25 protein-coding genes and 1 pseudogene are annotated in these 26,290 nt (G+C 61.7%); 15 read left to right on the plus strand and 11 right to left on the minus strand.

The genetic code is table 11. The annotated features are described in order from the left end of the window. Position 1: 1 nt before the first annotated feature. The 3 genes from NJC38_RS19495 to NJC38_RS19505 are packed head-to-tail and all read right to left on the minus strand — an operon-like array spanning position 2 to position 3,008. Entirely contained in the window at positions 2-640 is a 639-nt protein-coding gene (locus NJC38_RS19495) for an RraA family protein (RefSeq protein WP_253116652.1), read from the minus strand. A gap of 30 nt (positions 641-670) precedes the next feature. Then, entirely contained in the window at positions 671-1,648 is a 978-nt protein-coding gene (locus NJC38_RS19500) for a hydroxyacid dehydrogenase (RefSeq protein WP_253116655.1), read from the minus strand. 10 nt (positions 1,649-1,658) lie between these two features. Beyond that, complete coding sequence (locus NJC38_RS19505) at positions 1,659-3,008, minus strand: MFS transporter (protein WP_253116656.1); 1,350 nt, start codon at positions 3,006-3,008, stop codon at positions 1,659-1,661. A 237-nt stretch (positions 3,009-3,245) separates the two neighbouring features. Between NJC38_RS19505 and NJC38_RS19510 the strand changes: the two genes are divergently transcribed. Continuing rightward, on the plus strand, positions 3,246-4,739 hold the full coding sequence (locus NJC38_RS19510; RefSeq protein WP_290447313.1) for an IclR family transcriptional regulator C-terminal domain-containing protein: 1,494 nt from the start codon (positions 3,246-3,248) through the stop codon (positions 4,737-4,739). A 36-nt stretch (positions 4,740-4,775) separates the two neighbouring features. Here the strand turns inward: NJC38_RS19510 and NJC38_RS19515 are convergent, their stop codons facing one another. Both NJC38_RS19515 and NJC38_RS19520 read right to left on the minus strand, forming a co-directional pair. After that, positions 4,776-5,399, minus strand: coding sequence for an SMI1/KNR4 family protein (locus NJC38_RS19515; RefSeq protein ID WP_253116658.1), 624 nt, complete (start codon positions 5,397-5,399; stop codon positions 4,776-4,778). Positions 5,400-5,497: 98 nt separating this feature from the next. Continuing rightward, positions 5,498-6,745, minus strand: a complete 1,248-nt coding sequence (locus NJC38_RS19520; RefSeq protein ID WP_253116660.1) for a D-amino acid dehydrogenase — start codon at positions 6,743-6,745, stop codon at positions 5,498-5,500. A gap of 97 nt (positions 6,746-6,842) precedes the next feature. On the opposite strand from NJC38_RS19520, the pseudogene NJC38_RS19525 reads away from it, so the two are divergent. Beyond that, positions 6,843-7,705: pseudogene (locus tag NJC38_RS19525) on the plus strand (LysR substrate-binding domain-containing protein). A gap of 264 nt (positions 7,706-7,969) precedes the next feature. After that, a complete protein-coding gene (locus NJC38_RS19530) occupies positions 7,970-9,883 on the plus strand; it encodes a methyl-accepting chemotaxis protein (protein WP_253116662.1) in 1,914 nt (637 codons plus the stop codon). Between the two features lie 112 nt (positions 9,884-9,995). On the opposite strand, the gene NJC38_RS19535 is transcribed toward NJC38_RS19530, so the two are convergent. Continuing rightward, the gene (locus NJC38_RS19535; RefSeq protein WP_253116664.1) at positions 9,996-10,625 is read right to left on the minus strand and encodes a glutathione S-transferase; all 630 of its coding nucleotides are present in this window, start codon (positions 10,623-10,625) and stop codon (positions 9,996-9,998) included. 104 nt (positions 10,626-10,729) lie between these two features. Beyond that, entirely contained in the window at positions 10,730-11,563 is an 834-nt protein-coding gene (locus NJC38_RS19540; RefSeq protein ID WP_253116666.1) for an EamA family transporter, read from the minus strand. 107 nt (positions 11,564-11,670) lie between these two features. On the opposite strand from NJC38_RS19540, the gene NJC38_RS19545 reads away from it, so the two are divergent. After that, entirely contained in the window at positions 11,671-12,147 is a 477-nt protein-coding gene (locus NJC38_RS19545; RefSeq protein ID WP_253116668.1) for an Lrp/AsnC family transcriptional regulator, read from the plus strand. 200 nt (positions 12,148-12,347) lie between these two features. Here the strand turns inward: NJC38_RS19545 and mqo are convergent, their stop codons facing one another. Beyond that, positions 12,348-13,994, minus strand: coding sequence for a malate dehydrogenase (quinone) (mqo, locus tag NJC38_RS19550; RefSeq protein WP_253116670.1), 1,647 nt, complete (start codon positions 13,992-13,994; stop codon positions 12,348-12,350). A 338-nt stretch (positions 13,995-14,332) separates the two neighbouring features. Between mqo and NJC38_RS19555 the strand changes: the two genes are divergently transcribed. Both NJC38_RS19555 and NJC38_RS19560 read left to right on the plus strand, forming a co-directional pair. Further along, entirely contained in the window at positions 14,333-14,503 is a 171-nt protein-coding gene (locus tag NJC38_RS19555) for a hypothetical protein (RefSeq protein WP_253116672.1), read from the plus strand. Between the two features lie 59 nt (positions 14,504-14,562). Then, positions 14,563-14,937 carry a hypothetical protein gene (locus NJC38_RS19560; protein ID WP_052483517.1) on the plus strand — a complete coding sequence of 125 codons (375 nt, stop codon included), beginning with the start codon at positions 14,563-14,565 and terminating at the stop codon, positions 14,935-14,937. Positions 14,938-15,178: 241 nt separating this feature from the next. Here NJC38_RS19560 and NJC38_RS19565 read toward each other — a convergent pair whose 3' ends face one another. Both NJC38_RS19565 and NJC38_RS19570 read right to left on the minus strand, forming a co-directional pair. Further along, positions 15,179-16,819 carry a methyl-accepting chemotaxis protein gene (locus NJC38_RS19565; RefSeq protein WP_045492176.1) on the minus strand — a complete coding sequence of 547 codons (1,641 nt, stop codon included), beginning with the start codon at positions 16,817-16,819 and terminating at the stop codon, positions 15,179-15,181. Positions 16,820-16,993: 174 nt separating this feature from the next. Further along, the gene (locus tag NJC38_RS19570) at positions 16,994-18,034 is read right to left on the minus strand and encodes a zinc-dependent alcohol dehydrogenase family protein (protein ID WP_253116674.1); all 1,041 of its coding nucleotides are present in this window, start codon (positions 18,032-18,034) and stop codon (positions 16,994-16,996) included. A gap of 145 nt (positions 18,035-18,179) precedes the next feature. On the opposite strand from NJC38_RS19570, the gene NJC38_RS19575 reads away from it, so the two are divergent. The 4 genes from NJC38_RS19575 (at position 18,180) to NJC38_RS19590 (ending at position 20,621) form a co-directional block, all read left to right on the plus strand. Beyond that, positions 18,180-18,662 (plus strand): Lrp/AsnC family transcriptional regulator, encoded by a 483-nt coding sequence (locus NJC38_RS19575; protein ID WP_045492180.1) that lies wholly within the window; start codon positions 18,180-18,182, stop codon positions 18,660-18,662. Positions 18,663-18,758: 96 nt separating this feature from the next. Then, positions 18,759-19,469: an AzlC family ABC transporter permease gene (locus NJC38_RS19580; protein ID WP_045492182.1), complete on the plus strand. Its 711-nt coding sequence runs from the start codon at positions 18,759-18,761 to the stop codon at positions 19,467-19,469. Beyond that, complete coding sequence (locus tag NJC38_RS19585; protein WP_253116675.1) at positions 19,466-19,777, plus strand: AzlD domain-containing protein; 312 nt, start codon at positions 19,466-19,468, stop codon at positions 19,775-19,777. Before NJC38_RS19580 ends, NJC38_RS19585 begins: the two co-directional genes overlap by 4 nt. A gap of 10 nt (positions 19,778-19,787) precedes the next feature. Continuing rightward, a complete protein-coding gene (locus NJC38_RS19590) occupies positions 19,788-20,621 on the plus strand; it encodes an AraC family transcriptional regulator (RefSeq protein WP_253116677.1) in 834 nt (277 codons plus the stop codon). Between the two features lie 21 nt (positions 20,622-20,642). Here the strand turns inward: NJC38_RS19590 and NJC38_RS19595 are convergent, their stop codons facing one another. Then, positions 20,643-21,980, minus strand: a complete 1,338-nt coding sequence (locus NJC38_RS19595; RefSeq protein WP_253116680.1) for an OprD family porin — start codon at positions 21,978-21,980, stop codon at positions 20,643-20,645. Positions 21,981-22,306: 326 nt separating this feature from the next. On the opposite strand from NJC38_RS19595, the gene accB reads away from it, so the two are divergent. The 5 genes from accB (at position 22,307) to NJC38_RS19620 (ending at position 26,212) form a co-directional block, all read left to right on the plus strand. Then, positions 22,307-22,777 carry an acetyl-CoA carboxylase biotin carboxyl carrier protein gene (accB, locus tag NJC38_RS19600; protein WP_045492189.1) on the plus strand — a complete coding sequence of 157 codons (471 nt, stop codon included), beginning with the start codon at positions 22,307-22,309 and terminating at the stop codon, positions 22,775-22,777. Positions 22,778-22,782: 5 nt separating this feature from the next. Then, positions 22,783-24,138 (plus strand): acetyl-CoA carboxylase biotin carboxylase subunit, encoded by a 1,356-nt coding sequence (accC, locus tag NJC38_RS19605; RefSeq protein WP_253116682.1) that lies wholly within the window; start codon positions 22,783-22,785, stop codon positions 24,136-24,138. 1 nt (position 24,139) lies between these two features. Further along, complete coding sequence (locus NJC38_RS19610) at positions 24,140-24,565, plus strand: hypothetical protein (protein WP_253116685.1); 426 nt, start codon at positions 24,140-24,142, stop codon at positions 24,563-24,565. 4 nt (positions 24,566-24,569) lie between these two features. Further along, positions 24,570-25,337 (plus strand): 5-oxoprolinase subunit PxpA, encoded by a 768-nt coding sequence (locus tag NJC38_RS19615; RefSeq protein ID WP_253116687.1) that lies wholly within the window; start codon positions 24,570-24,572, stop codon positions 25,335-25,337. 131 nt (positions 25,338-25,468) lie between these two features. Beyond that, on the plus strand, positions 25,469-26,212 hold the full coding sequence (locus tag NJC38_RS19620) for an SDR family oxidoreductase (protein ID WP_045492194.1): 744 nt from the start codon (positions 25,469-25,471) through the stop codon (positions 26,210-26,212). Positions 26,213-26,290 lie beyond the last annotated feature (78 nt).

The following is a 26,290-nucleotide window of genomic DNA, read 5'->3' on the forward strand; positions in this document are numbered from 1 at the left end:
CTCAACGAATGCTTGCCCGAACCTTGTCCCTGAAATCGTTCTCCATCGCTTCCTGGACCTTGAGTTTGTCGGCAAGTGTGGCAAGCACAGAGCGACCGATGACGATGACGCCATCTTTGTCTCCTAAAATCGCGTCGCCTGGGTTGCAGACAACATGACCGCAGGCCACCGGCGAACCCACCTGGCCTGGGCCGTACTTCGAAGGGCCGGCCGGGTTCACGGCCCGTGCGTAGGTCGGCAGCCCCATAACGCTCAGTTCCTCCACGTCGCGCACCGCGCCGTCGATCACCACCGCCGCCACCTGCCGGGCAAGACACACTTCTCCTAGCAGGTCACCAAACACCGCACGATTGGTTTCACCGTGGCCATTAATCACCAGAACGTCACCCGGACGGGCGTCATCCAATGCCCTGTGGATGGCCAGGTTGTCACCTTCTCTGGTCTGGATCGGCAGGACCGTGCCAAAGAATGATGGCCGGCCTGCCACATGCTGAATGGCCGAAGCCATCATGCCGGTACGCTGCAACACGTCGCCGATCAGCGCGACCGGGTAGCGGGATATTTCTTCAATCTGTTGCAGCGACGCGCGTTCCCAGGCGTCGCTCACAGTAATGTTTTCAGCAGATGCATTGATAAACATGATGACCTCGGCGTGAATTCGTTTTACCCGTTACCCGTTGAAGGCCCTGGGTAGCGGTTTGTTTACGGGGTGCTGGGGGGCTTCGCCGCGCAAGACGGCGGCAATCGCTTCTGCTGCGCTCATGCCGACGCGCAGCAGTGACTCGTTGGTTTGCCCCGCAACATGAGGGGTGACCAACAGATTGGGCAGTTCCGAGACCGGGAAGCTGTTACAGCTGAACGGCGCAATCATGTCGGTGTTTTCAGCCGCCAGCACATCCACACCAACGCCACCCAGCTTGCCGCTGCGCAGGGCGTCGGCAACGGCCGCTTCATCGATCACGCCACCGCGACTGGTGTTGATCAAGATGGCGCCGGTTTTCATTTTTTCGATTTCCAGACCACCTATCAGGTTCTGGGTACTGGCTTGCAGGGGCACATGAAGACTCACCACATCCGCTTCGGCGAGCAGCGTATCGAAGCTCACCAGGCGCTTGTCAGCGCTTGAATCATAGGCAGGATCGGTGGCCAGAACCCGCATGCCGAACGCCTCTGCAACCGGTGCCACGTTCCGACCGATATCACCAAAACCGACCAGGCCCAAGGTCCGACCTTCCAGTTCGATGCCTGTCAGCGACAGGCGATCGGCCGCCCAGATGCCTTGGCGGGTCTGGTCGGTCGCCAGCTGTATTTTTCGGCTCAGGCCCAGCAACAAGGCGAATACGTGCTCGACGACGCTGCGACGGTTTTCGCCGGGCGTATTGGTGACCCAGACGCCAAGCTCTGCTGCAGCTTCATGGTCCACATTGTCGTAGCCGGCGCCATGACGGGCGATGATGCGCAGGTTCGCAGACGCGGCGATCATCGCGGCTGAGAAATGGCCACCGCGCAAAAATACGGCATCTACCTGACTCTGGATGTCGCCATATGAGACCGCGTTCGGGCCATAGCCCAGTTGTACGCGGCCTACCTTTGAGAGTGCCTTGAGTACATCTGGATGGATCGGGCTGGTTACGTAAATCAGGGGCATGATCGGCACCTTATGAAAATTGGTGGGTATTGGCGTCGTCGGTCGCCGTCGCTGCATTTTTACGAACCGTCGCGATGATGATCAGCCCCAGCAGGCCTGATGCGCACAAGATGAACGCGGGGGTTGACTGGTTGCCGGTTGCACCGATCAGCCAGGTGGCCAGGAACGGTCCTGAACCGCCGCCGATAACCGCACCGACGCTGTGACCGAATGCAACGCCGGTATGGCGGATGTGCACCGGGAAAAATTCCGGCATCACTGAATAGGTGCCGGCCTGACAGAGGGCATACGGAATCATGCCCAATGCCAGCCCGACCATGGCCAGGCTGACCGAGCCTTGCTGCATCAACATAAAAGACGGGATCGAGATCAGCGCGTACGCGAGGTAGGAGTAGCGCAGGACATTTTTCCCGCCGCGCTCGGAGGCGATCTGGCCCGCCAGCGGGATCAGGAACGCGGCAAGAATGACGGCCAGCAAGACGATGGTGGACGCCTGCCCTTTCGAGTAACCCAGAATCGAACTGAAATAGGCCGCGATGAACACCGTACCGATGTAAGTACCGATGTTCTGCACCATTGCGATCATGATCACCTTGACCAAAGGCTTGCGGTAGTCGCGAAGCAGCTCGGCGAAGGGTTGGCCCTGTTTGACTTCAGCCGCGTCTTTTTTGGACGCGAACTCAGGGCTGTCTTCAATGCTCAGGCGCATGTACAGGCCGATGATGCCCAGTGGCAAGGCCAACAGAAACGGAATGCGCCAGCCCCACGAAAGCATCTCTGGATCAGTGAGGGTCGCAGCAGCCAACCCTGCTATCGCCGCCGCCAGGCCTTTACCAAACTGGGCAATGGAAGGCAGGAAAGAGATGTAAAGCGCGCGGCGTTTTGGTGGTGCCCATTCGCGTATGTAACTGGCAGCGCCGCCGATTTCGCCACCGGCAGAAAACCCCTGAAGCATCCGCAAGACCACCAGAAGTATCGGAGCCCACACTCCGATCTGGGCATAGCCGGGCAGCAAACCAATCAGCGTAGCCGCAGCGCCCATCAAGGTGATGCTGGCGATCAGACTGAAGCGCCGACCTACTTTGTCACCCAGCCAGCCGAACGCGACGGCCCCCAGTGGACGCACCAGAAATGCAGAACCGAACACCAGAAAGGTATTGAGCAAGCCGGTAGTCGGGTCGTCTGACGGGAAAAACACCATCGCCAGGGTGGCCGCAACGTAGCCGTAAACGCTGAAGTCGTAATACTCGACAAACGTTCCGAATACAGCAGCCCTCGTGGCTTTCTTGGCTTTGCGTGTCTGCTCGGTGTCTTGGACGGCCTGCGCGACCGGCTCGGCCATAACGTTATTGTTGTTCATGGGCACCTCAGGTTATCGAACACCGCACCAAATCAAAAAATGGGACAGTGTCCTGCTTTTGTTTTAATTAGAATCTAGAACGTTGAGCGACTTGTCAACAGCATCACGTCATTTGCGATATGGCGCCCTTAGACGCCAGAATGGGGACCCGACATGCCGGCTTAACTCGTGATGGCTCAAACACAATCGCTTCCCAACGCAGCGCCAACGACCTCTCCTGCCTCCAGTCACACGCGCTTGATCGAGGTGCTCGACGCGCTTGTCAGCCGCGCTGGCAGCGAACCCTGGGGCGTTCGGGAACTGGCGGCACAGCTTCTGGAGAGTCGCAGCACCGTCAACCGGATCCTGGGCTCACTGGTTGATCGAGGCTTGGCGGTGGAGGCAGGGACCGGCAAGTACAGCCTTGGGCCGCGTATCAACGTCCTGCTCCAGAAGCTACGCGACTCGAATGTCCTGCTTGGTTGCCACAGCAACGCGCTGAGTGAGCTGGCGGACGCCACCCAAAGCACCGCGCTGGTCTGCATTTATTGCCCCGTCAGTGGAGGCTATTTCGTGGCCGCTTGCAGTGAGGCCAAAGCCACTCTTACATTCAGGCCACAGCTAGGCACGCTCTATCCGCTAAGCTTCGGCGACATTGGTCGCTGTTTTGCCGAGTTTCTGGCCGCCGATCGACACCTGCCGCAGGCCTGTGATGTAGCCGACAACTCGGGCAAGGTCAGCAAAGTTCCGGATGCTCACGAGGTTTTTTCAGAAGCCGAATTCCCCAAGGCGTCGTCAACAGCATTAAGGCGGCTGAACAATGGGCTGCTCATTGCTGTTTCGGTGCACTCTGTCAGCGACCCGCAGCCAGCCATTATCACGCGAGCACAAGCCGGGGTAATGGGCTTGATTGAAGAAATCGTCGCGCTCACCGAGGCAGCTGAAACCGGTTCCCGGCAAGCGCCCGTTATCAGCACAGAAGAGGCCAAGTCCACCCTTACCCGCCTTGAGCGACTGCTGCTGCTGGCGTGTGCCTTTCCTGCCGGTCTAAAAAACAGCGTAGGGCTTCATGAGCAAATGCTGTGCAATGAGGCAACGGCCAAGCGGCTCATCCAGTCAGCGATTCAGACAGGCATCGTGAATTTTCAGGATACAGGCCTTTATCCGGGTGCAAAGCTGTATCAGTGGGCCGCCAGAACGGGTTCAGGCTGTGAGAACCTTGCTCAACTGACCCGGCCGATTCTGCTTGATCTGGTGCAGGAAACCGGCGAGACCATTGCGTTTCTTTCTTACGAAAAAACAACGGGGCGTGCTGAGTTTCTTGAGGTTATTCACGGTTGGCGCCCTATTCAATACACGCTGCAAACACATACCCAGGTCCCCCTCTATGCCGGTGCAGCCGGTAAAGCGGTACTGGCTTACTGTGATCAAAGCAGCGTCGAGTCGATCAAGCTTGAAAAGATCACCGACACCACGATTACCTCCCGTGAAGTACTCATGGCTGAACTGAGCAACATTCGAAACAGGGGCTGGGCAACCGGTGACGGTGAACGGGTACTGGGCGCTTTCGGGGTGGCTGTACCCTTCTTCGTCGACGGCACTGTCAGGGGGTCGATCTCGGCAACGATCCCGCAATATCGTAAAGACGAGCGCGACCTGACGCAGTTGACCACATTGATGCGCCAAGCCACTGCAAAAATTGAGCGTCTGTTGTCGCTGGGCATTACTGCTCCTTGCACAACAGGCATTTGACCACGGCTCACCGGCGACAGCCTGACTGCAATATGTTTAAACAGGCCTGTCGGCCACCCTCGCATTCCACTGCTCCCGGTAGCGTTCGCGCCAGCCGGGGCTGCCTTTGTCGAGCCACTCCAGGGTGGCTTCGATGCTGGTTTCGCTGATCAGGAAGTTGTCGATATGGTCGGCGATGCGCTCTTCGCTCAGGTGCAGTAAATCCAGATAGCCGTTGAACGAGTCCGCCAGCACCACGTATTCATCGCCTTGCTGGCGGCGGCCGGTCCAGGCCGGCAAGCCGGCGACCATCGCGCCCACCTCCTGACGCCCTTCGCGCAGATCGAGCAGCAACACGCTGGCCCCGCCATCACGACCGATGGGCAGCAGGCCGGTGGGTGGATAGCCGTCCTGTTCGCGCAGTTGTTCGAGTTCAAAGGGGTTGGACTCGTATTGCTCGGTGGGATCCAGGCCATACAGCGCGAAGCTCATCAGTTCTTTGTCGCCATTGCTCAGGGTGGCGATGACGTCGTATTCCAGATAGCCGCCGTTGCAGGTTTTCAGGAACTGGCGGTAGTCGTCGGGCAGGCGGGCGCCAAGACTGCTTTCCAGTTGGGCGATGGCGTCGTCGGTCGCGCCTTCGCGGGTGTCGTCGAGGATGAGGCCGCGGTACTCGGTCATAGGTGGGCTCGTTATGAGTGTTGTATGGATTTTGATGCCGCCCTCGCGAGCGAGCTCGCTCCCGCAAAGCTCGCTCCCGCAAGAGCGGCCAAAACCGGTTATGCCAGGCGAAACGGTGCCGTGTCGATCTGCGCAGGCTGGCCAGTGACCAGGCTCGCGGTCAATTCAGCACTGGCGCAGGCCAGGGTGAAGCCCAGTGCGCCGTGGCCGACATTGAGCCACAGATTGCTCAGCGGCCCTGCCCGGTCGATGATCGGTTTACTGCCGGGGGTCGCCGGTCGCAGGCCGGCCCAGGGGCTGGCAGCGGCCAGCTCAAGTGCCGGGAAGACCTCCAGCGCCTGGCGCTTGAGCTGTGCGATACGTTTGGGGTCAACCACCGCGCCGGGTTGCCCCATGTCGACCATCGCGGCGATGCGCAGTTCATCGCCAAGCGGTGCGTAGACCACCTTGCGTTCGGCGTCGGTCACACTCAGTTCGGGGCGTTTGAACCCGGCTGGCAGCGCACACGTCAGGCTGTAGCCGCGCAAACCGTACAACGGCAGCGACAGCCCCAAGGGCGCGGTGAGGCGCAGGCTGTCCAGGCCGGCGGCGATGACAAAAGCGTCGGCTTCGACATCCCCGTCAGGCAAACGCACCGCGGCAATCCCGGCGCCGCGACGGACCAGCTTCAGGATCGGCTGGCCCAGCAGTACCTGCACATTGGGCAGGCCCTGTAGCATCGCGAACAGGCTTTCACAGAACAGGCGGCAATCGCCGGTGGCCTCGGTCGGCGTGTAGATGCCGCCCGCGATGGAGGACGCCACAGCGGCCAGCGCCGGTTCCAGCGCCAGGCACTCGGCCGCGTTCAGCAGGCGTTGGTCGCTGCCCAGTGAACGCTGGTACTCGACGCCCATGGCGGCGGCAGCAAGGCTGCTGGTGGTGCGATGCATCACCAGTTTGCCGGTGCGCTTGAGTTTGAATGGCAGGTCGTGTTGTGCCAGCAGCTCATCCAGCAACTGGCGGCTGTGCATCGACAGCTGGAGCATTTCCCAAGTGGTCTGCGCCACCTGGCGGCGGTTGCAAGCCTTGAGAAAGGCGTAGCACCAGCGCCATTGGTCCGGGTCCAGCCGGGGCCGAAAACGCAGCGGCGAATCGGCGTTGAGCAGCCAGCCCGGCAGCTTGGGCAGCACCGCCGGGTCGGCCAGTGGGGTCACGAAGTCATAACTTAACTGGCCGCCATTGGCGAAGCTGGTTTCCCGCGCCACCTGTGGCTGGCGGTCGATCAGGGTCACTTGCACGCCCTGGCGGGCGAGATACCAGGCGCTGGTCAGGCCCACTACGCCGGCGCCGATGATGATTACGTGCATCTCTCACCTCCTGTTATGACCCGGCCGATTGTGAGCCGATGGCATGCCCCAGCGCCAAGGCGTATAACGGCAGCATCCATAACCTTTGGTAATACGCGTGCGAACACGTCACATCGAGATTTTCCGGGCAGCGCATCGCACCGGGTCGCTGACCAAGGCCGCCGAGTGGCTGTGCATCTCCCAGCCAGCGGCCAGCAAACTGCTCGCCCATGCCGAAGCGAGCCTGGGCTTTCGGCTGTTTGATCGGGTCAAGGGGCGCCTGCAACTGACCCGTGAAGGCGAGGCGCTGGTGCCTGCGGTTGAGCGGATGTACCGCGAACTCGAAGAAATCAAACGCCTGTCACGCAGCCTGCGCGCCAACCCACAAGGCCAGCTCAAGCTCGGTTGTATCCCGACCCTGGGCCTGAAGGTGCTGCCGCGCACTCTGGCCGCCACTCAACAGGCCAACCCCGGCGTAACGCTGGAGCTGACCACCGCGCACAGCGAGCAGCTCGCCCAGGCGCTGCTGACCCGCGAAATGTCCATGGCGGTGGTGTTCAACCCGCGCCCCTACCCTGGCTGAAGGCCATTGAAGTGGGCAGCATCGAGCTGGTCTGCGTCGATGGTACGAATGCCAGAACGCCGGTCGCGCTGGATCAGCTCGACCCGGCCAGAGTGATCGCCCTGCCGGCAGAAGACCCGCTGGGCACTCTGGTCCAGACCCTGCTCCCCGAACAAAACAGCGCGCTCAAGGTGCAGACCTATTACGTGGCCTGCGCCCTCGCCCAGTCCGGGGCCGGTGTGGCAATCATCGATGAACTGACCGCCCAGGCGTTGCTGGAGCCGGATCAGCATGCGCGGGCGCTGCTGCCGTCAGTCCGTATCAGCGTGGCGGTGCTGGTGCATGAAGCGGCAGTGCTGTCGGTGCTGGAAACGCAGGTTCTGGACCGGCTCAGGGCCGTACTGCAAACGCGAGACTGATAAATCCAGCCGTTGCCTCTGTCGGCTCACACACATTCGCCCAAAAATGCATAGAACCAATGTGCCATCACTTGGTCTGTGTTGAGTCTCCAGCGCCGGCAAAGCGCCATTACCCCAATGATCAGGCGTGAGGCGGTGTTGTGCCTGCTGTCAGGCGCGGCGCAGGACATTGAGCGTCATGAACGCCTATTCGATAAGAAACTGCTCTGCCACCCCGTTAAACCTTCAGGGGTTTGCACTCCGGGCTCCATTCAGGAAATCAACATGCAAGATAAACGCTCGAATTTTCTAAGTGACATCAGCGTCAGGTCCAAACTGGTCCTGGGTTTTTCGCTGCTCATGTGCATGATCCTGTTGATGACCTACACCGGTTGGTATGCCACCGACACCCTGCGCGACCGCAGCGAGCGGATGATCGATATCGCCACGTTCAGCACTGCGACCCGCGATATGCGCATTGAGCGGCTGGTCTACCTCACCAAAGCCGATGACGCGCAGGCCGCAAAGTGGCAAGCCAAGATCGACGAAACCACTCGCCACCTCACCAGTATCGCGCCGAACTTCCAGTCGCCGGCCAATATTCAGTTACTGGCCGACGCAGACGGCAACCTCAGTCGCTATCGCGGCTTTTACAACCAGGCGGTCGCCGCGACCCGCGAGCGCGAGGCGTCACGCCTGGCGGCTAGCGGGTTGGCAGAGGCGGTCAATGCCGAACTCAAGCGTCTTGCAGCCATCGCCAATGCCGAAACCGGCACGCCACAAAGCCGTGCGGCGCTGACCGAGACCTTTCTCGCCACGCAGAAGATGCTCGCAAGCTTTAGCAGCTATACCGCACTCCCCAGCCCGGCGACGGACGCCGAGGCGCACAAGGCAATCGCTGAGGTGATGGCCTTGGTCAACAGCCTCACTGGCACCGCCATACCGGCCCGCGACGTGCAGCAGCTAAGCGCTGAACTGCAACGGTACGAAGCGCAGCTCAACACCATGGTGGCGACCCAGGCCCGTATCGACCAGGCCCAGGCGGGGATTACGCTGACTGTCAGTAATCTGCTGGACATCGCCGGCAAGATGACCGCCATCCAGCGGCAGAACCGCGAAGACGATGTCGCCAGCGTCAGGCAGATGCTGGGGCTGTGGATGGTCCTGGCATTGATCTGCGGCGTCGTCGCCGCCTGGCTGATTACCCGCTCGATCGTGACCCCGCTCAAGGAGACTGTCGCCATCGCCGAGAAGGTGGCAAACGGTGATTTCACCGCCACGGTGGTGGTCAACCGCAAGGACGAACTGGGCGCCCTGCAGTCGTCCATGCAGCGCATGACCGTGGCCCTGCGCGGGCTGGTCAGCGAGGTCAAACACGGCATCATTCAACTGGCCAGCGCGGCCGAAGAGCTGTCGGCGGTGACCGAGCAAACCAGCGCCGGGGTCAACTCGCAAAAGGTGGCAACCGACCAGATCGCCACGGCCATGCAACAGATGACCGCCACCACCCACGACGTGGCGCATAACGCCAGCCAGGCGGCCAAGTCCGCTGTCAGCGCCAGTGACAAGGCTGCCCAGGGCGACAAGGTGGTCAGTCAGGCCGTCGAACAGATCGAAACCCTGTCCAGTGATATGCAAGTGACCAAGGAGGCAATGACTGAGCTGCGCGCCAACACCGAGAGCATCGGCGGCGTGCTGGACGTGATCAAGGCGGTGTCTGACCAGACCAACCTGCTGGCCTTGAACGCCGCCATCGAGGCCGCGCGTGCCGGGGAAGCCGGTCGCGGTTTTGCGGTGGTCGCTGACGAGGTTCGCGGGCTGGCGTTGCGCACGCGGACCTCAGCCGACGAAATCGCTCAGCTCATCGAACGCCTGCAAGCCAGCACGCATCAGATGACATCGGCGCTGGAGCAGAACATCGCGCTGACCGGTAAAAGCGTCGAGCACTCCCGCGATGCGCGCACCATGCTTGGCAGCATCATCGAGTCGGTCAGGGATATCGAGCGGATGAACGAGCAGATTGCTTGCGCCTCGGAACAACAAAGCTCGGCAGGCGCAGAAATCGCCCGCAGCGTGACCGAAGTACGGGACATCTCGGATCAGACCGCAGCGGCCAGCGAAGAAACCGCCTCCTCCAGCATGGAGCTGGCGAGAATCGGCGTACAACTGCAAGCGATGGTCGAGCGCTTCAAGGTGTAAAGGCTGGCAACCATGGGACCTGCAGGCGCGGATTTATCCGCGAAGCTTCAGCCGCTAATTCGCCGCTAAAGCGGCTCCTGCAGGTCCTGATGGCCGACCATCACCGCCCGCTTCAGAGGCCGGTCGGCCCCGGCATCAGCTCATATGGATGCTGCCAGCCCGGCAGCTCCTGAATGCGCTTTTTCCAGGCCTGGATATGCGGATAAGCCTCCATCGACAGCCCGGTTTCTTCAGGCATGAACACATAACCGGCCAGTGACAGGTCGGCGATGGTCATACGCTCGCCGACCAGCCATGGTGTCTTGCTCAGGTGGGTATCGACCACCTGATACGCCGCCGCAGCGCGGTCACGCAGAAAGCGCGTCACTTCGGTGTCACCGGTTTTCTGGATGCCATACAAAAAGCGCAGCGTGGCGTAGTAGCTGGTGAATTTGTGATTGTCGAAAAGCATCCAGCGCCAGATTTGCTGTTTTTCTTCCGCCGTGCGGCCGCCAAACTGGCCAGTGTAATCGGCCAGGTAGTCGAGAATCAGCGCCGACTGGGTGAGGCTTTTGCCCTGATGCTCCAGTACCGGGACTTCGCCCTGTTCGTTGACCGTATCGCGCCACTGCCGGGTGCGGGTCTGGCCGTTGAGAAAGTCGACGAACACCGGTTGCCAGGTCTGCCGGGACAGCGCCAGAAACAGCGCGACCTTATAAGCGTTGCCTGATAGGGCAAAGCAGTGCAGTTTGAATTCGGACATTTTCCCGCCTTATCGTTATTGATCCCTGAGCATTGCATAACAATGCCAGCACAGTATCAGGGCTATAAAGACTACAGACCAGCACCAAGCCGTAACCACACTGTTCACTGCCTGCGCCCGGCCAGCGCCGCTCCCGCACAGGCCGCAGCGATCGCCGCCACTCCGGCACACTGCAACAGGCTCAAGGCCTCGCCCAGCACCAGCCAGCCGGCCAGCGCGGCCATGGCCGGCGACGCGCTGAGCAAAATGCCGAACACCTGCGCCGGCAAATGGCGCATGGCGTACATGTCCAGCAGGTAAGGCACCATGCTCGACAACAGCGCCACACTCAGGCCAATCGCCAATACCCAAGGTTGCAATAGCTGCTCACCCGCCTGCACCACGCCCAGCGGCGCGCCAAACAGCGCCGCCACCAGCATGCCCGAAGCCACCGCCTGCTTGCCGTGGATGGCCACCCGGGTGCCAAGCTTCACATACAATCCCCAGGCCGCCGCCGCGCCCAGGGCGTAGGCAATGCCACGCGGATCAAGCCCTTGCTGGCCGCTGCCCCAAGGCAGCAACACCAGGCCGAGCAGCGACAGGCCAATCCACAGTAAATCGATCCGCCGCCGCGACGCCAGCAAGGCCACCGCCAGCGGCCCGACCACTTCGATGGACACCGCCACGCCCACCGGAATGTAGAGCATGGCGCGGTAAATCAGCAGGTTCATCGCGCCCATCATCACCCCGTAGCCGATCAGGCCCGGCAGGTTGGCGGGTTGCCAGATGCGCCAGGGCCGCAGCAGCACCAGCATGACCAGCGCCGAGATGCCCAGGCGCAGTGCCGCGACACCTTCCGGACCGACCAGGGTGAAAATGGATTTGCCCACCGCCGCGCCGGTCTGGACCGAAATGATCCCCAGCATGGCGGCAAGAATCGGGGTGCTTTGCAGACTCACAGCAAACTCCAGCCAGATACGTGGCAGGATTCTAGGCTTTGCCCTACGGGTGGTTTGCTGTATATCGCTGCGCAGGACGAGCGAATTGCTTGATTTAGGCCGTAAAAATGAATGAATCACCCAAACGTGCGCTGGACAGCTTCGATCAGGCGATCCTGCGCATGCTGCAACAGGACAACAAGACCTCCCAACGCGCGATTGCCGAAGCCATCGGCCTGTCGACCCCGGCGGTACAAAGGCGCATCGCGCAACTGGAAGACAGCGGCGTGATTGTCAGCAACACCGCCGTTATCGCTCCGGAGAGCGTCGGCCAGCAGATTACCGCGATTGTCGAATCACGCCTGTGCGACGACCGCGCCGTGGTGATGAACCGCGCCAAACGCTACTTCGCCGGGGTAAGTGAGGTGCAGCAGTGCTACTTCGTCAGCGGCGGGGTGTCGTTCATCATCGTCATGCTGGCCCGGGACATCGCGCATTTCGATCAACTGGTGCAGCAGCATTTTGCCGGGAATGAGGATATTCACACTTACCGCACCTTGATCGTGCTGGACAAGGTCAAGGTGGGGCTGACGGTGCCGGTGTAACAACGGCCGATTCTTGCAGGAGCTGCTTCAGCTGCGAAGCTTTGGCGGCTAAAGCCAATACTGTTCAATTAGGCACCACATACCTCTGTGGGAAGAGCCGGCCGGCGCTCCGGTTGCTCGCGAAGAGGCCGGTAAGGTCACAGCCTCTGTTGTGAATGTCACGGCGCCTTCGCGAGGTCGCTCCTACAGGTTGAACACCCTCAAGGCTTCAAATCCGGATCGCTGTCCTGATTGTCCTGCCCCAACGGGTCGATACCGTCCGGATTGCGTGGATCCTGGCGCGTGTCGATGCCCGGTGCCGGGGCCAGTTGCAAAATCTCGTTGGTGTAGGCCCAGGTCTTTTGCACCTCATCGGGGCGGTCGTTCAGGTGAAAACCATACGAGGGGATAATCTGTTTGATCTTGCCCTGCCAGGCCGGGGTGGCGAGCTGGTCCTTGAACACTTTGCCCAGCAGGTCGAGCATGATCGGCGGTGCGGTGGAGGCCCCTGGCGAGGCGCCCAGCAGGCCGGCGATGCTGCGGTCAGCCGAGACCACCACTTCGGTGCCGAGTTTGAGCACCCCGCCCTGGTCTTGATCCTTCTTGATGATCTGCACCCGCTGGCCAGCCTGCCACAGGCGCCAGTCTTCCTTCTTCGCCTGCGGAAAGTAGGTTTGCAACGCGGCAAAGCGATCATCGTCGGACTGGATGACCTGGCCGATCAGGTATTGCACCAGGTCAAACTCACGTACGCCGACCCGCACCATCGGCCAGGTGTTATGCAGGTTCATGCTGCCGACCAGGTCAAACAGTGAACCTTGCTTGAGAAACTTGGTGGAAAAGGTCGCGAAGGGTCCAAACAGAATCATGCGCTTACCGTCCAGCACGCGGGTGTCAAGGTGCGGCACTGACATCGGCGGTGCGCCGGTGGCGGCGATGCCGTAGGCCTTGGCCATGTGCTGTTGGGCGATGGTCGGGTTGTCGGTAACCAGGAACGAGCCGCCCACCGGGAAGCCAGCATAGGCTTTGGCTTCTTCGATACCGGACGCTTGTAACAGCGGCAAGGCTGCACCGCCCGCCCCGACGAACAAAAACTTCGCGTCGGTGGCGCCGCTAGTACCGTCCTTGAGGTTTTTGTACTCCACGTGCCAGGAGCCATCGGCGTTGCGGGTGATGTCACGCACTTCGGTCGACAGCTTCAGGTCGAAGTTGGGTCGGCTCTGTAAGTAGCCCACATACTGGCGGGTGATTTCACCGAAATTGACGTCAGTGCCAATCGGCGTCCAGGTCGCGGCCAGCTTCTGGCTCGGATCGCGGCCTTCCATCATCAGCGGCACCCATTGGCGAATCTGCGCCGGGTCTTCGGAATACTGCATGGGCCGGAACAGCGGGCTGGCTTGCAGCGCCTCGTAGCGTTTCTTGAGAAAACGGATGTTGTCGTCCCCCCATACGAAACTCATGTGCGGCGTGCTGTTGATGAACGAACGCGGGTTCTTCAACACGCCCTGCCTGACCTGCCAGGCCAGGAACTGCCGGGTGATCTGGAACGATTCGTTGATCTCCACCGCCTTGGTGATGTCGATCTTGCCGTCCTTTTCAGGCGTGTAATTCAGCTCGGCCAACGCCGAATGCCCGGTGCCGGCGTTGTTCCAGCCGTTGGAGCTTTCCTCGGCGACCTTGTCGAGGCGCTCGACCATTTCCATCGACCAGCCCGGCTCCAGTTCATTGAGCCACACGGCCAGGGTCGAACTCATGATCCCGCCACCCACCAACAGCACATCCACACGCCGGGTCTCGGCGGCTTGTGCACTGAGCAGGCCACATGCGAGTGCGGTCAATGCCCACTTCAGCCCGGTTTGGTACTTCATATCTGCTCCCGCGAGGCCTTGGCCCCTGTCTGAATACTCCGCCAGCCACGAGGCGGCTGGCTGATGAGCCAGGACACGACATCGGGCGCCAGCACGGGCTGCTGACAAGCAATCAGTGCACATCGGGCCAGCCCTCGCTTGAGTGTTCGAGGCACAAAGGCGATCGCAGTTCAACCCGTCGGCCAAGCGGGCGCTTAACGGCACCTGGTTGTATCAGCCAAGTAACACGGCGCGTACCGCAGACCATTTATCCGCCGGGCGATCAGCCGGTTGAACCTCTGCGCCGGCGCAATGGCCTTCTGTTTTGTGAGCGGCAACAGCAATATTTCGGAGGCCACATGAACAACACTCCCCGGGAACCGCGTCAGGATTCCAAGCAACCTGAACATACCGGCGAAGCCGAACGCGACAACGACGCCCTGCGTCCGGACGGCTCGACCGGCACGCAGCACGACTCGACCGCACAGAAAGCTGCGCGCGGCAAGGGCAAGCCGCCCGGTACTCGTTGAACCCGATGAGCCTTTGACCGTCTTATCAGGGCGACCCAACTGCCTTTGTGGAGGCCCTGATGAAGTGTTTGAGCGCCGTATTATTGGCCTGTCTGAGCAGCGCTGCGCTGGCCGCCCCACCCGCGCTGGACCTGCCCAGCTGCAACCTGGCCGAGCAACGCGCCTTGCCTGGGGAAACCGGTGGCTCGGTAAAAGATGTCGGCCACGCACATATCTCGGAACGCGCCAATGTGCTGGTGGCCGACATCGGTGCTTCGCGCAAGGCCCGGCACATTACCCAGGACCAGGCGGCGAAGCTGACCAAACGGATTGAATCAGTGCGTGCGCAGACCGAAGGGTTCGTCAAGCAACAGGGGTTTCTCAGTGCAGGAGAACGGGCCAGTTTTGACCGGGAATTTGATGCGATAGCTCACAAGCTGTGCAAGCCTGCGTGATCGCAGACACCCGCAAGAGCGGCTTTAGCCGCGAAGATTCAGCGTCAGAAACCTTTCGCAGCCAAAGCCAGCACTATGCCCTTGTGGGAGCGAGCTCTGCTCGCGAAGAGGCCAGTAAAAACATTACATCTGCTGTGAATGTGCCGCCGTCTTCGCCAGCAGAGCTGCCTCTCACCGAGATGTGTGTACTTAACCGAACAGTATTGAAGCTAAAGCGGCTCCTACAAGGTAATACCCCGGCCTAACCCACCTTGAACATCGCGACCTTCTCGCTCAGGCGGCTGGCCAGTTCGGCCAGTTCGCTGCTGGCCGAGGCCACTTGCGACGAACCGCTGGCGGTGTGGACGGTCAGTTCGTGAATACGGCTGATGTTCTTCGAAACGTCCTCGGCGACGCTGCTTTGTTGTACCGCCGCACTGGCGATCTGCGCGTTCATGTCGTTGATCGCGCCTACCTCATGGCTCACTTTGGCCAGCGCCGCCTGGGCGTTACGGGTCTGCTCCACGGTGCGGGTGGCCAGTTCGCAGCTGTTGCGCATGTTCTGCGCGGCGGCCTCGGTGCCGCTTTGCAGGGTGCTGATCATTTCACGGATTTCCTGGGTCGACTGCTGGGTGCGGTTGGCCAGCGAGCGCACTTCATCGGCCACCACCGCAAAGCCGCGACCGTGCTCGCCGGCCCGCGCCGCTTCAATCGCAGCGTTGAGGGCCAGCAGGTTGGTCTGCGCGGCAATCGAATTGATCACCTCAATCACCGACTCAATGTTTTCACTGTCGCGCGATACCTGCTCGACCGTGTCGGTGGTCTGGGTCAGGGTGACTGCCAATTGCTCGATCGATTGTGAGGTATCAGTCACCAGGCGGTTACCGCTCTCCACCCCGACATCCGCCTGTTTGGTCGCACTGGCGGCCTGCACGGCGTAGCCAGAGACTTCATTGACGGTCGACGCCATTTGCGTGATGGCGGTGGCAATCTGCTCGGCTTCGCGGGTCTGGCGGCTGATGTGTTCGTTGTTCTGTGCCGAGGTGGCGGTCAGTTGCGCCGAGGCATGGCTGACCTCATGGGCGGCGGCACGCACCTGGGTAATGGTCTGCGACAAACGCGCCAGCGCAGACTTGAGCACGCCCATGACACTGGCCGGGTGCCGGGTGGTCAGGTTTTGCTGCAAATCACCGGCCGCCAGGCGCTCGATGGCTTGCGCCACCTCGGTCGGTTCGGCGCCGAGGGTCGAAGTCACAAAGCCGATGATCTGCCGGGCCAGCAGAATACTCAGCAACAAGGCCACACCGCTGGCCAGCAGCATCAGGCCACGAAACGAACTGGCGGTGTCCTGCACGTCGTTGAGCTTGGCCCTGATCAGCACTTCTTCCGAGTCGATCAGCGCGTTGACGCGCTTGAGCCACTCGCTGTACAGGCCAGCGGTGCGTTGCAGCAACAGCGCCTGACTGGCGGCGATATCACCGCTGCGGCGCAGCTCGATCAGGGTTTTGGCCGAGGCCTGGGTCTGCTGTTCGATGTCCTTGATCGCCGCCAGCAGCTTGCGCTCCTCCGGGGTCACGTCGCGGGTGCTGAACAACTGATCCATGCTGACTGCAGCGTCAGCGTAAGCCTTTTCCAGACGGCTGATTTCGGCCAGATGCAGCTCCAGACTCTGGTTGTTATCGACCAGCACCGCATCGCGGATGGCAATCGCCCGATCGTGCACGCTGCCCCGGAAATTGATCGCATAACGCTGCACCATTGCGGCGTTGTCGCTGACATTGGCCAGGGTGCTGTCGATGTAGCCGACGCGCTGAATCCCCACCGCGGTAATCATCAGCAGCAGCGAGACAATCGCGCCGAAACCGAGGCCGATGCGGGTCGAGAGGGCAAGAGGTTTTTTCATTCGCAGGACTCGGCTGGGCGTCAGGGGAGAAAGATCACGTATATCAGAGTGACATCACTCTACCAAGCGACCATAGCCGATAGCGAACAGAAATCTGTCATTAATATTTCTTAATGACCCCATAGCTGAACTTGACCTGCCCTGGCACGCATCGGTCGGCGGCGGCCGTAATGATCAGAACTGCGTCACCACCGTCACCCCGGCAGTTTCAAAGCGGTCCATATTGACCAGCGCATCAATGGACTGCTCCAGGCTGATGGTCTTGCCCACCAGTTTTTCGGGAGCCAGTTTGCCGGAGCTGATCATGTCGAGCATCGCGCCATAGCGGTGCGCCTGCATGCCGTGGCTGCCATAGATTTCCAGCTCATGAGCGATCACCTTGCTCATCGGGATGGCCGGCGTGCTGTGATCGGCGAGCATCAGCCCGACCTGCACGTGCTTGCCGCGGCGGCGCAGGTTGTTGATGGAGTTGAAACAGGTGGTCGGGTGGCCTAGGGCATCGAGTGAAACATGCACGCCGCCGCCGCTGATGTCCTGCACCGCTTCGGTGACGTTGGCCACCTGCCGGGCATTGACCGTGGCCACCGCCCCCAGCGAACGCGCCAGGGCCAGTTTGTGGTCGGCAATGTCGATGGCAATCACGTTGGCACCAATCGCGTGGGCGATCATCACCGCCGACAGCCCCACCCCGCCACAACCATGCACCGCCACCCATTGCCCGGCGCTGACCTTGCCCTGATCGACCACCGCGCGGAACGAGGTGACAAACCGGCAGCCAAGGCTGGCTGCAGTGGCGAAATCCATGCTCTCTGGCAGCGCCACCAGGTTCAGGTCGGCCTGATGAATGCCGACGTATTCGGCAAACGACCCCCAGTGGGTGAAGCCCGGCTGGAACTGGCTGTAGCACACTTGCTGGTTGCCGCTGTTGCACTCCGGGCACGCGCCGCAGCCGCCCACGAACGGCACAGTGACGCGATCACCGACTTTCCAGCGGGTCACGTGCCGGCCCACTGCCGCGATGACACCGGCCAGCTCGTGGCCGGGGATGTGCGGCAACTGGATATCCGGGTCGTGGCCCTTCCAGCCGTGCCAGTCGCTGCGGCATACACCCGTGCCGAGCACTTGCACCACGACACCGTGCGCCTCAGGCGTCGGGTCATCGACCGTCATCAGCCGCGGGGCGGCGTTAAAGGCTTCATAGACAACAGCTTTCATGGCAATTCCTCAAGCGGGTGACAGGTCATGACGATGCGAAGAATTATGACCAAACGGCCTGAAATTACTTTTCAGATTACCGTTGACGATCGCGCCCAACTGAAAATAGCCTTCAGTCAACCAGGCAAAAATGAAGAGACTCCCCATGCTGAACCCCCTCGACAAGCTGGATCTTGCAATCACTGACCGCCTGCAACGTGATGGTCGATTATCGAACGTCAAACTCGCCGAGCAGTTGGCAATGAGCGAAGCCTCGTGCTGGCGCAAGCAGAAGCGCCTTGAAGACAGCGGCGTGATCGAGGGTTATCAGGCAATCCTCAATCGCAAGAAACTCGGCCTCGGCGTCATGGCCTTCGTGCAGATTTCCTGCGCCGACCACAGCGAAGAAACCACCGCGCAGTTCGAAAAAATCATTGAGTCGGCCCCGCAGGTGCTGGCCTGCCACAACACCACCGGCGAAGCGGACTTTCTGTTGCAGGTGGTGGCCCGTGACCTGGACCACTACAGCCGCTTCGTCGAGAAGGTGCTGCGCAAATTGCCGGGGGTGACCAGCATTCGTTCGAACCTGTCGCTGCGCGAGCTGAAAACCACCAATCGCTTGCCGGTGACTGACCTGCTGAACATCTGAACAGCACCGCAAGATCGTTCAAGACAGCGCCGTGAGCTCTATAGCACCATCGCTGCCCCGCCCGCTTTGAAGGTTGTGATACACGTGTTGAATACGATGCTGGTTGATTGCAACGCCAACCGGGCGTTCTACAAAGGCGCGATGGCGGTGCTGCCACTGTCGTTTGCCTGCGCCCCCTGGGGTTTGCTGGTCGGCTCGCTGGCCATCGGTGCCGGTTTCAGCCCGCTGCAAGGCCAGAGCTTCTCGCTGATTGTGTTTGCCGGCGCGGCGCAACTGGTGGCGATCGGCATGATCAAGAGCGGCGCCAGCTTGCTGTCGATCCTGATCACCACCCTGCTGCTCACCTCGCAGCATCTGCTGTACGCCCTGCATATGCGCCCGAGCATCGCCCCCCTGTCGCCACGCTGGCGACTGGGCCTGGGCTTTCTGCTGACCGATGAGTTCTTTGCCCTCAACAGCCAGCCACGCAGCGTGGCCTTTGACCGCTGGTATGCCCTCGGGGCGGGTTTTACCTTCTACGTGGCGTGGAACATCTTCACCCTGATTGGCCTGCTGCTGGGCCGCAGCATTCCAGACCTTGAGTCGCTGGGCCTGGAGTTTTCGATTGCCGCGACCTTTGTCGCGCTGGTCACCCCCTTGGTCAAATCGGTGCCGGTGGTGGTCTGCGTGGCGGTGTCGCTGATGTGTTCGGTGTGGTTTTCCTGGCTGGGCTGGCAATCGGCACTGGTGCTGTCGGGGCTGGCCGGGATGCTGGCCGGCTTCAGCGTCAAATGCCTGATGCAGGACACGACGGAGCGTCAGCCATGATCTGGGTGGTGATTGTGGGCATGGGTGCGATTGTGTTCTTCAACCGCTATGTGTTTCTTGAACCGCGCCTGCCGCTGCGGCTGGGCAAACACACTCGCGACTTTCTCGGTTTCGCGGTCCCGGGGATGCTCACTGCGATCTGCGGCCCACTGATTTTCATGCCCGGCCAGCAACTGGACCTGTCGCTGTTCAACCCGTACCTTGTCGGCAGCCTGTGCGCGATCATCTGCATGCTCTGCACACGCCGGGTACTGACCAGCGTGGTGTTGAGCATGGGCGTGTTTTACTTGCTGCGCTGGCTGGGCTGACAGGATCTGTATGACGCTAAACGCTGAACAGACACGCTTCTGGCAATCCCCGGTACTGGGCGGGGTCGAGCTGCTGCGCGCGCAGTATGTGCAGCAGAAATTCGCCCCCCATGTGCATGACAGCTTCGTCTTCACGGTCATCGAGTCCGGAGCCCAGCGGTTCAGGCATCGTGGCGCTGACCACCTGGTGAGCACCGGCGGTATGGTGCTGATCAACCCGGATGAAACCCATACCGGCGCCACCGCCCATGAACAGGGCTGGCGCTATCGGGGCTTCTACCCGCAGCAGGTGCAACTGGCCGGGATCCTCGCGGAGCTGGACATTGCCTGCCCTGGCACGGCGGGGTTTGCATCGAGCGTTGTGATGGACACCGAGGTGGCTGCGGCGTTTTTGCAGGTTCATCGGCTGGCTGAACAGCAGGCCAGCGCCCTGCAATTGCAAACGCTGTGGCGCGAAGCGGTGTTCAGCTTGTTCAAGCGCCATGCCCGCCTCGGTTCGGCCTTGCAGCCTGGCAAAGAACCGCTGGCAGTGCGCCGTGCCCAAGAACTGTTGCTGGCCCGCCTGGCCGACCCGCCGTCGCTGCAAGCGCTGGCCGCGGAGGTCAACCTGTCGCCGTTTCACTTTGCCAGGGTGTTCAGCGCCGCCACGGGCGTCAGCCCGCACCATTGGCTGATGCAGCAACGCCTGGCCGGTGCACTGAGCCTGCTCAGAAGCGGCGCGCTGCCAGCGGTGGTGGCGGCCGAACTGGGCTTTGCCGACCAGAGCCACTTGACCCGCCAGTTCAAACGCGCCTACGGCATCGGGCCGGGCGCATTTCGGGCCGGGCTGGCCGGCACACGTTAGCCTTGCGGCAAGCGGTATGGGTCAGAACAGGTTGACCGGATAATCGATGATCACCCGATACTCATCGGTGTCACGCTGCATGTCGGTGCGAAACACGCCATAACGCAGTTGGGTGTTCAGCCCCTTGGCCGGGCCGCTCTGTACCACGTAGCCCAGGGTTGCGTCGCGGGCCCATTCCTGCCTGTCGCCGGTGGCGGTCTTGATGTGATCGCCATTGTAGTAGGTCGTACGGAACGTCAGCCCCGGCACGCCCAACCCGGAGAAATCATAGGCATAACGCACTTGCCAGGAACGCTCGCCGGCCCGCTGGAACTTGCCCGACATGGTTTCGGTGATGAAGTTACTGGTGGTGCCGGCCCCTTCGTTGACCCACACCGCATCGCTGTCACCGTTGACCTGCTGATAACCGGCACCCAACAGATGACCGCCCAGTGCGTAGGTGAACAAGATACTGCTCAAGCGGCTGTCAACTTCACCACGGGTGCGACCATTACCGTAATAACCGCTGCTGTAGTAATCCGGGTCATTGCCATTGGCGCCGGACGAGCTGTTATTGTAATGACGAATATCGGTGGTCAAACGACCCGGCCCCAGCGGCACGGTATAAACGGCACCGAGAAAGTGCTGATTATAAAAATCTTCCAGTCGCGCGAAGTAATACTGCAGGCTCAGATCCGGTGTCGCTTTATAAGTACCACCGGCATACAGAAACTGGTTTACATGGGTGCTGCGGGCAGTGTTGATACCGGGGTTGACCGGGTCGACGGTGGCGTTGGAACCGGCGATCGACAGCCCTTCCCAGTCGGTCGAACCACGTTCCTTGACATGGTCGATGCGCCCTGCCGTGAGGGTCAGTTTGTCGATGTCTTTCGACTCCACCTGAAAGCCATTGAAGGTCTGAAACACCAGGCGATCACTGGCGATCAGAATCGGCAGGCGGGGCTGCAACGTACCGTAGCGAAACTCGGTCTTGCCGATGCGCGCCTTGAGCGTCGGGCCCAGGCTGGCGAAGTCGTCCACCGCCCGGCCGTCGCTGTCGGTGGGGAAAATATTGCCGTTGCTGGCACTGCTGGTGGGGTTGTAATGACGGCCCTTGCCCGAGTCCAGACGAATGCCGAGCATGCCCACCGCATCAAGACCAAAACCGATCGGCCCTTCGGTAAAACCGGAGCTGTAGTTGAGCACGAAGCCCTGCCCCCATTCCTGGGTGTAGTTGGGATCGGCCGCACCATCGCGGTTATCAGCCTGACTGAAAAAGTTGCGCACCAACAACGTGGCGTGACTGTCGTCGATAAACCCTGCTGCCTGGCTTTGTTGTGCAATACATAATGCCAATAGACCCAACGAATATTTTTTCATCGTGGACTCCCCGCCCCATTATAAGAAGTTTGTACTGGCAGGCTGCGCGAACGCAGCAAAGTGGAAATATCCGCCTGTTATGTAATAGGTAAGTTGCCGGTTGGTCCTGGCTTGTCAGCGGTATTTACACGCTACTCAGGCAGCGCTGGGCAGCGTTAAGACAAAGTTCTTCTGATTGGATAGGAAACACTTATGACCCGAAAACCGCGAATGTCATAAGTCGTGCTTATCACCCCACCTGCAAAGCCTCTTGGCCCTGCCCGCTGCGCGCTGGATAGAGTGGGGTCATTCCTGCATTTTTGCGCCAGCCGCCAAAGGGCCCAACGATGGATCAACACCGTATCAAAGACCTGATCGACCTTATTGGTGCGTCAGACCTGACCGAACTGAGCCTCAGCGAAGGCGGCAGCCACCTGCACCTGGCGCGCCACGGCCGCCGGGCTGAAACCCGCAGCGCGCCGCTGCACTCATCCACCGCCGCCCCTCAACCCACCCAGGCCCCGAGCGCCTGCTCGGGCACTGAGGCCACGCCGCAGCCCCCCATCGCCGCCACCCACGAAGAGGTGCGCTCGCCCCTGTATGGCGTGCTGCACCTGACGCCCTCGCCTGATGAACCGGCGTTCGTTCAGCCGGGCGATACCGTCAGCGCCGGCCAGACCCTGTGCATTGTCGAGGCCATGAAAATGTTCCATCAGGTCAGCGCGCCGGCGGCCGGCACGGTTAAAACGGTGCTGGGGCAGTCCGGCACGGAAGTCGAACGCGGCCAGCCGCTGTTTCACATCGCCAAGGCGGGGTAACCGACATGTTCGATACCGTTCTGATCGCCAACCGGGGCGAAATCGCCCTGCGCATTCAGCGCGCCTGTCATCAACTGGGCCTGAAGACCGTGATGGTCTACTCCCAGGGCGATGCCGGCGCGGCCTATCTGCAACATGCCGACCAGGCGCTGTGCATCGGTCCTGCGGCCCCCGGACAAAGCTATCTGGACAGTCGGGCTGTTATTTATGCCGCGCTGGCCAGTGGTGCCCAGGCCGTGCATCCGGGCTATGGCTTTTTGTCGGAGAACGCCGCCTTCAGCCAGGCCGTGAGCGATGCCGGCCTGACCTTCATCGGCCCGGACGCCGCGTGCATCCGGCGCATGGGCGACAAGGTGGCGGCCAAACGCGCCATGCTTGAGGCCGGCGTACCCTGCGTACCCGGCCCACAAGGGGCGCTGCCCGAGGAGCGCGAGCGCATTGAAGCGATTGCCCTGGAGATCGGCTACCCGGTGATCATCAAGGCTGCCGGCGGCGGTGGTGGCCGGGGCATGCGTGTGGTGCACAGTGCCGCCGAGCTGCTGCCTGCCGTCAGCCTGACCCGCGAAGAAGCCCGCCGCGCCTTTGGCAACCCCGAGCTGTACATGGAGAAATTTCTCGGCCACCCCCGCCATGTCGAGATCCAGGTGTTGTGCGACCGCCACGGTAACGGTGTGTGGCTGGGCAGCCGCGACTGCTCGCTGCAACGTCGTCACCAGAAGGTGCTGGAAGAGGCACCGGCACCGGGTATCGATGCCCAGGCACTGGCGCAGGTGGGCCAGCGCTGCGTCGAAGCCTGCCGCCTGATCGGCTATCAGGGTGTGGGCACCTTCGAGTTTCTCTATGAAGACGGCGAGTTCTTTTTCATCGAGATGAACACCCGCCTGCAAGTCGAGCACCCGGTCACCGAGATGACCACCGGCATTGACATCGTCGAACAGCAACTGCGCGTGGCCATGGGTGAAGTGCTCAGCCTGCGCCAATCCGACATCGTCACCCAGGGGCACGCTCTGGAATGCCGGATCAACGCCGAAGACCCGCAAACCTTCATCCCGACCCCCGGCACGGTGACCCGCTGGGACCTGCCGGGGGGTATCGGCGTGCGTATCGACTCGCATGTGTGCGCAGGCTACAAGGTGCCGCCCTACTACGACTCGATGATCGCCAAGGTCATTACCCACGGCGCCACCCGCGAACAGGCGCTGGCCCGCATGCGTACCGCCCTGGCGCAGTTTGCGGTCGAGGGCATCAGCACCAACCTGCCGCTGCACCGGCAGATCGTCACCGACAGCGCCTTTGTCGCCGGTAGCGTGGACATTCATCACCTGGAGCGCTGGCTGAGCACACGCCAGGCGGAGAGCTGAAATGCGCATTGAGACAATCCGCCAACTGGCCGGCTGGATGAGCCAGGCCGGGCTGAGCAGCCTGGAGTTCAAGCAAGACGGTTTCGAGTTGCGCCTGGTGCGCCCGGCCAGCCAACCGGCCCTGGCCGCCAATCCGCCCATCAGCGACGCGCCAGCCGCTGCGCCGATAGCGGTTGCAGCCAAGCCTGAAGTGGCCGCCATGGCGACCCTGTGCGGGCACTTCCACGCCCGTCATCCGGCCCGCGAGCAGCCACTGGTGACGCCCGGACAAACCGTGAACGTCGGCGACACCGTCGGCGTGATCGCGGTCGGCAGCCTGTTGCTGCCGGTGACCGTACAGCACGCCGGCATTGCCGGCGATTACCTGATCGAAGATGGCGAGCGGGTGGAATACGCCACCCCGGTGCTCGCCCTGGCGGGAGAGTGACTTCATGAAAATCGACTTGAATGCAGACCTGGGCGAAGGCTTCGGCCCCTGGACAATGGGCGAAGACGATGCCCTGATGGAGATCATCTCGTCCGCCAATGTCGCCTGCGGCTTTCACGCCGGCGACCCGCTGATCATGGACAAGACCGCGCGCCGGGCGCTGGCCGCAGGCATCGACCTGGGAGCCCACGTCGGCTACCCCGACCTGCTCGGCTTCGGTCGCCGGCCGATCCAGGTCGACACTGCTGAATTGCAAACCTGGGTGACCTACCAATTGGCCGCCCTGGCGGGCATGGCCAGGGTTGCCGGGCACCGGATGACCCACATGAGTTTCCACGGCGCACTGGGCAACCGGGTGGCCGCCGACGCGGCCCTGGCCGACGCCCTGCTGGGCACAGTGGCCGCCTTCGACCGCGAGCTGATCGTCAGTTCCTCGACCAGCGTGGCCATGCAACAGGCCGCCGACCGCCATGGCCTGCGCCTTGCACTGACCTTTCTGGCCGACCGCGCCTGCGACAAGGACGGCCTGCTGGTGCCCCGCGCCCTGCCCGACGCGGTGATCAAGGACCCGCAGCGCGTGCGCGAACGGGTCCGGCAATTTCTCCAGCAAGGCACCGTCACCTGTTACACCGGTGAAATCATTGAGGTCCCGGCCTGTTCGATCCTGCTGCACGGCGACACCGCCAACGCCCTTGAGCTGGCGCGCAGCATCCGCACCGAAATCGAGCATGCCGGCGGGGTGATTGCCCCGATTTCGCACCTGATGGCGTGACAGGCCGGTAACGATAAGAAAGCCTTATCACCCAACAGCCAAACCCTCTTGGCGCCCGTTTCAGCAGCTCCTTACAGTCACTGCATGCCCATTGGCAGTGACCCAGACAATTATTCGATGAGGAACCGGCCATGCCATTTTCCGACTACACCACTGCGCTGGTCACCGGCGCATCTTCCGGCATCGGCGCCGCCACGGTCGAGCGCCTGAGCCGCGAAGGTATCAAGGTGCATGCACTGGCCCGCAGTGCCGACAAACTGGCCGAACTGGCCGAGCGCACCGGCTGTGTCGTCCACGCCGTGGACGTCGCCGACCTGGATGCGCTAACCCGTACTGTCGAAGGCCTGCAGATCGATATCCTGGTCAACAACGCCGGCGTCGACCGGCCCGGCTCGATTCTCAATGCGACCGCCGAGGGTATTGACGCGCTGATCGACGTCAACCTGCGCGCCGTGCTGCACCTGACCCGCCTGCTGGTGCCGGGCATGGCCGAGCGTGACCGGGGCCATGTGATCAACATCAGCTCGATTGCGGCGGCCTACAATTTCGGCGGCAACAGCACCTACCACGCCACCAAGGCCGCCGTGAGCATGCTGTCGCGCAACCTGCGCATCGACCTGTTCGGCAAGCGCGTGCGGGTCACCGAGATCTGCCCCGGCCGGGTCGCCACCGACATCTTCGAACACGTGCACGGCAACGCCGCCGAAACCCGCGCCAGGTTCATTGACGGCTTCGAGTTACCGGTGGCCGAGGACATTGCCGGGGCGATTGCCTTCGCCATTGCCGCACCGGTTGCGATGAACGTCGGGCACATGGAAATCACCCCAACGCTGCAAGTACCAGGCGGCCTGCAAACCACCCGCCCGCAGCACTGAAACCCGCGCCACTACCGGACAAGAGCGGCCACCTTGAGTGAGCCGCCACCCCACCGGTGAAGAATACGCTTACTGCCC

This window comes from Pseudomonas sp. 21LCFQ010, from assembly GCF_024129905.1.
GTDB lineage: Bacteria > Pseudomonadota > Gammaproteobacteria > Pseudomonadales > Pseudomonadaceae > Aquipseudomonas.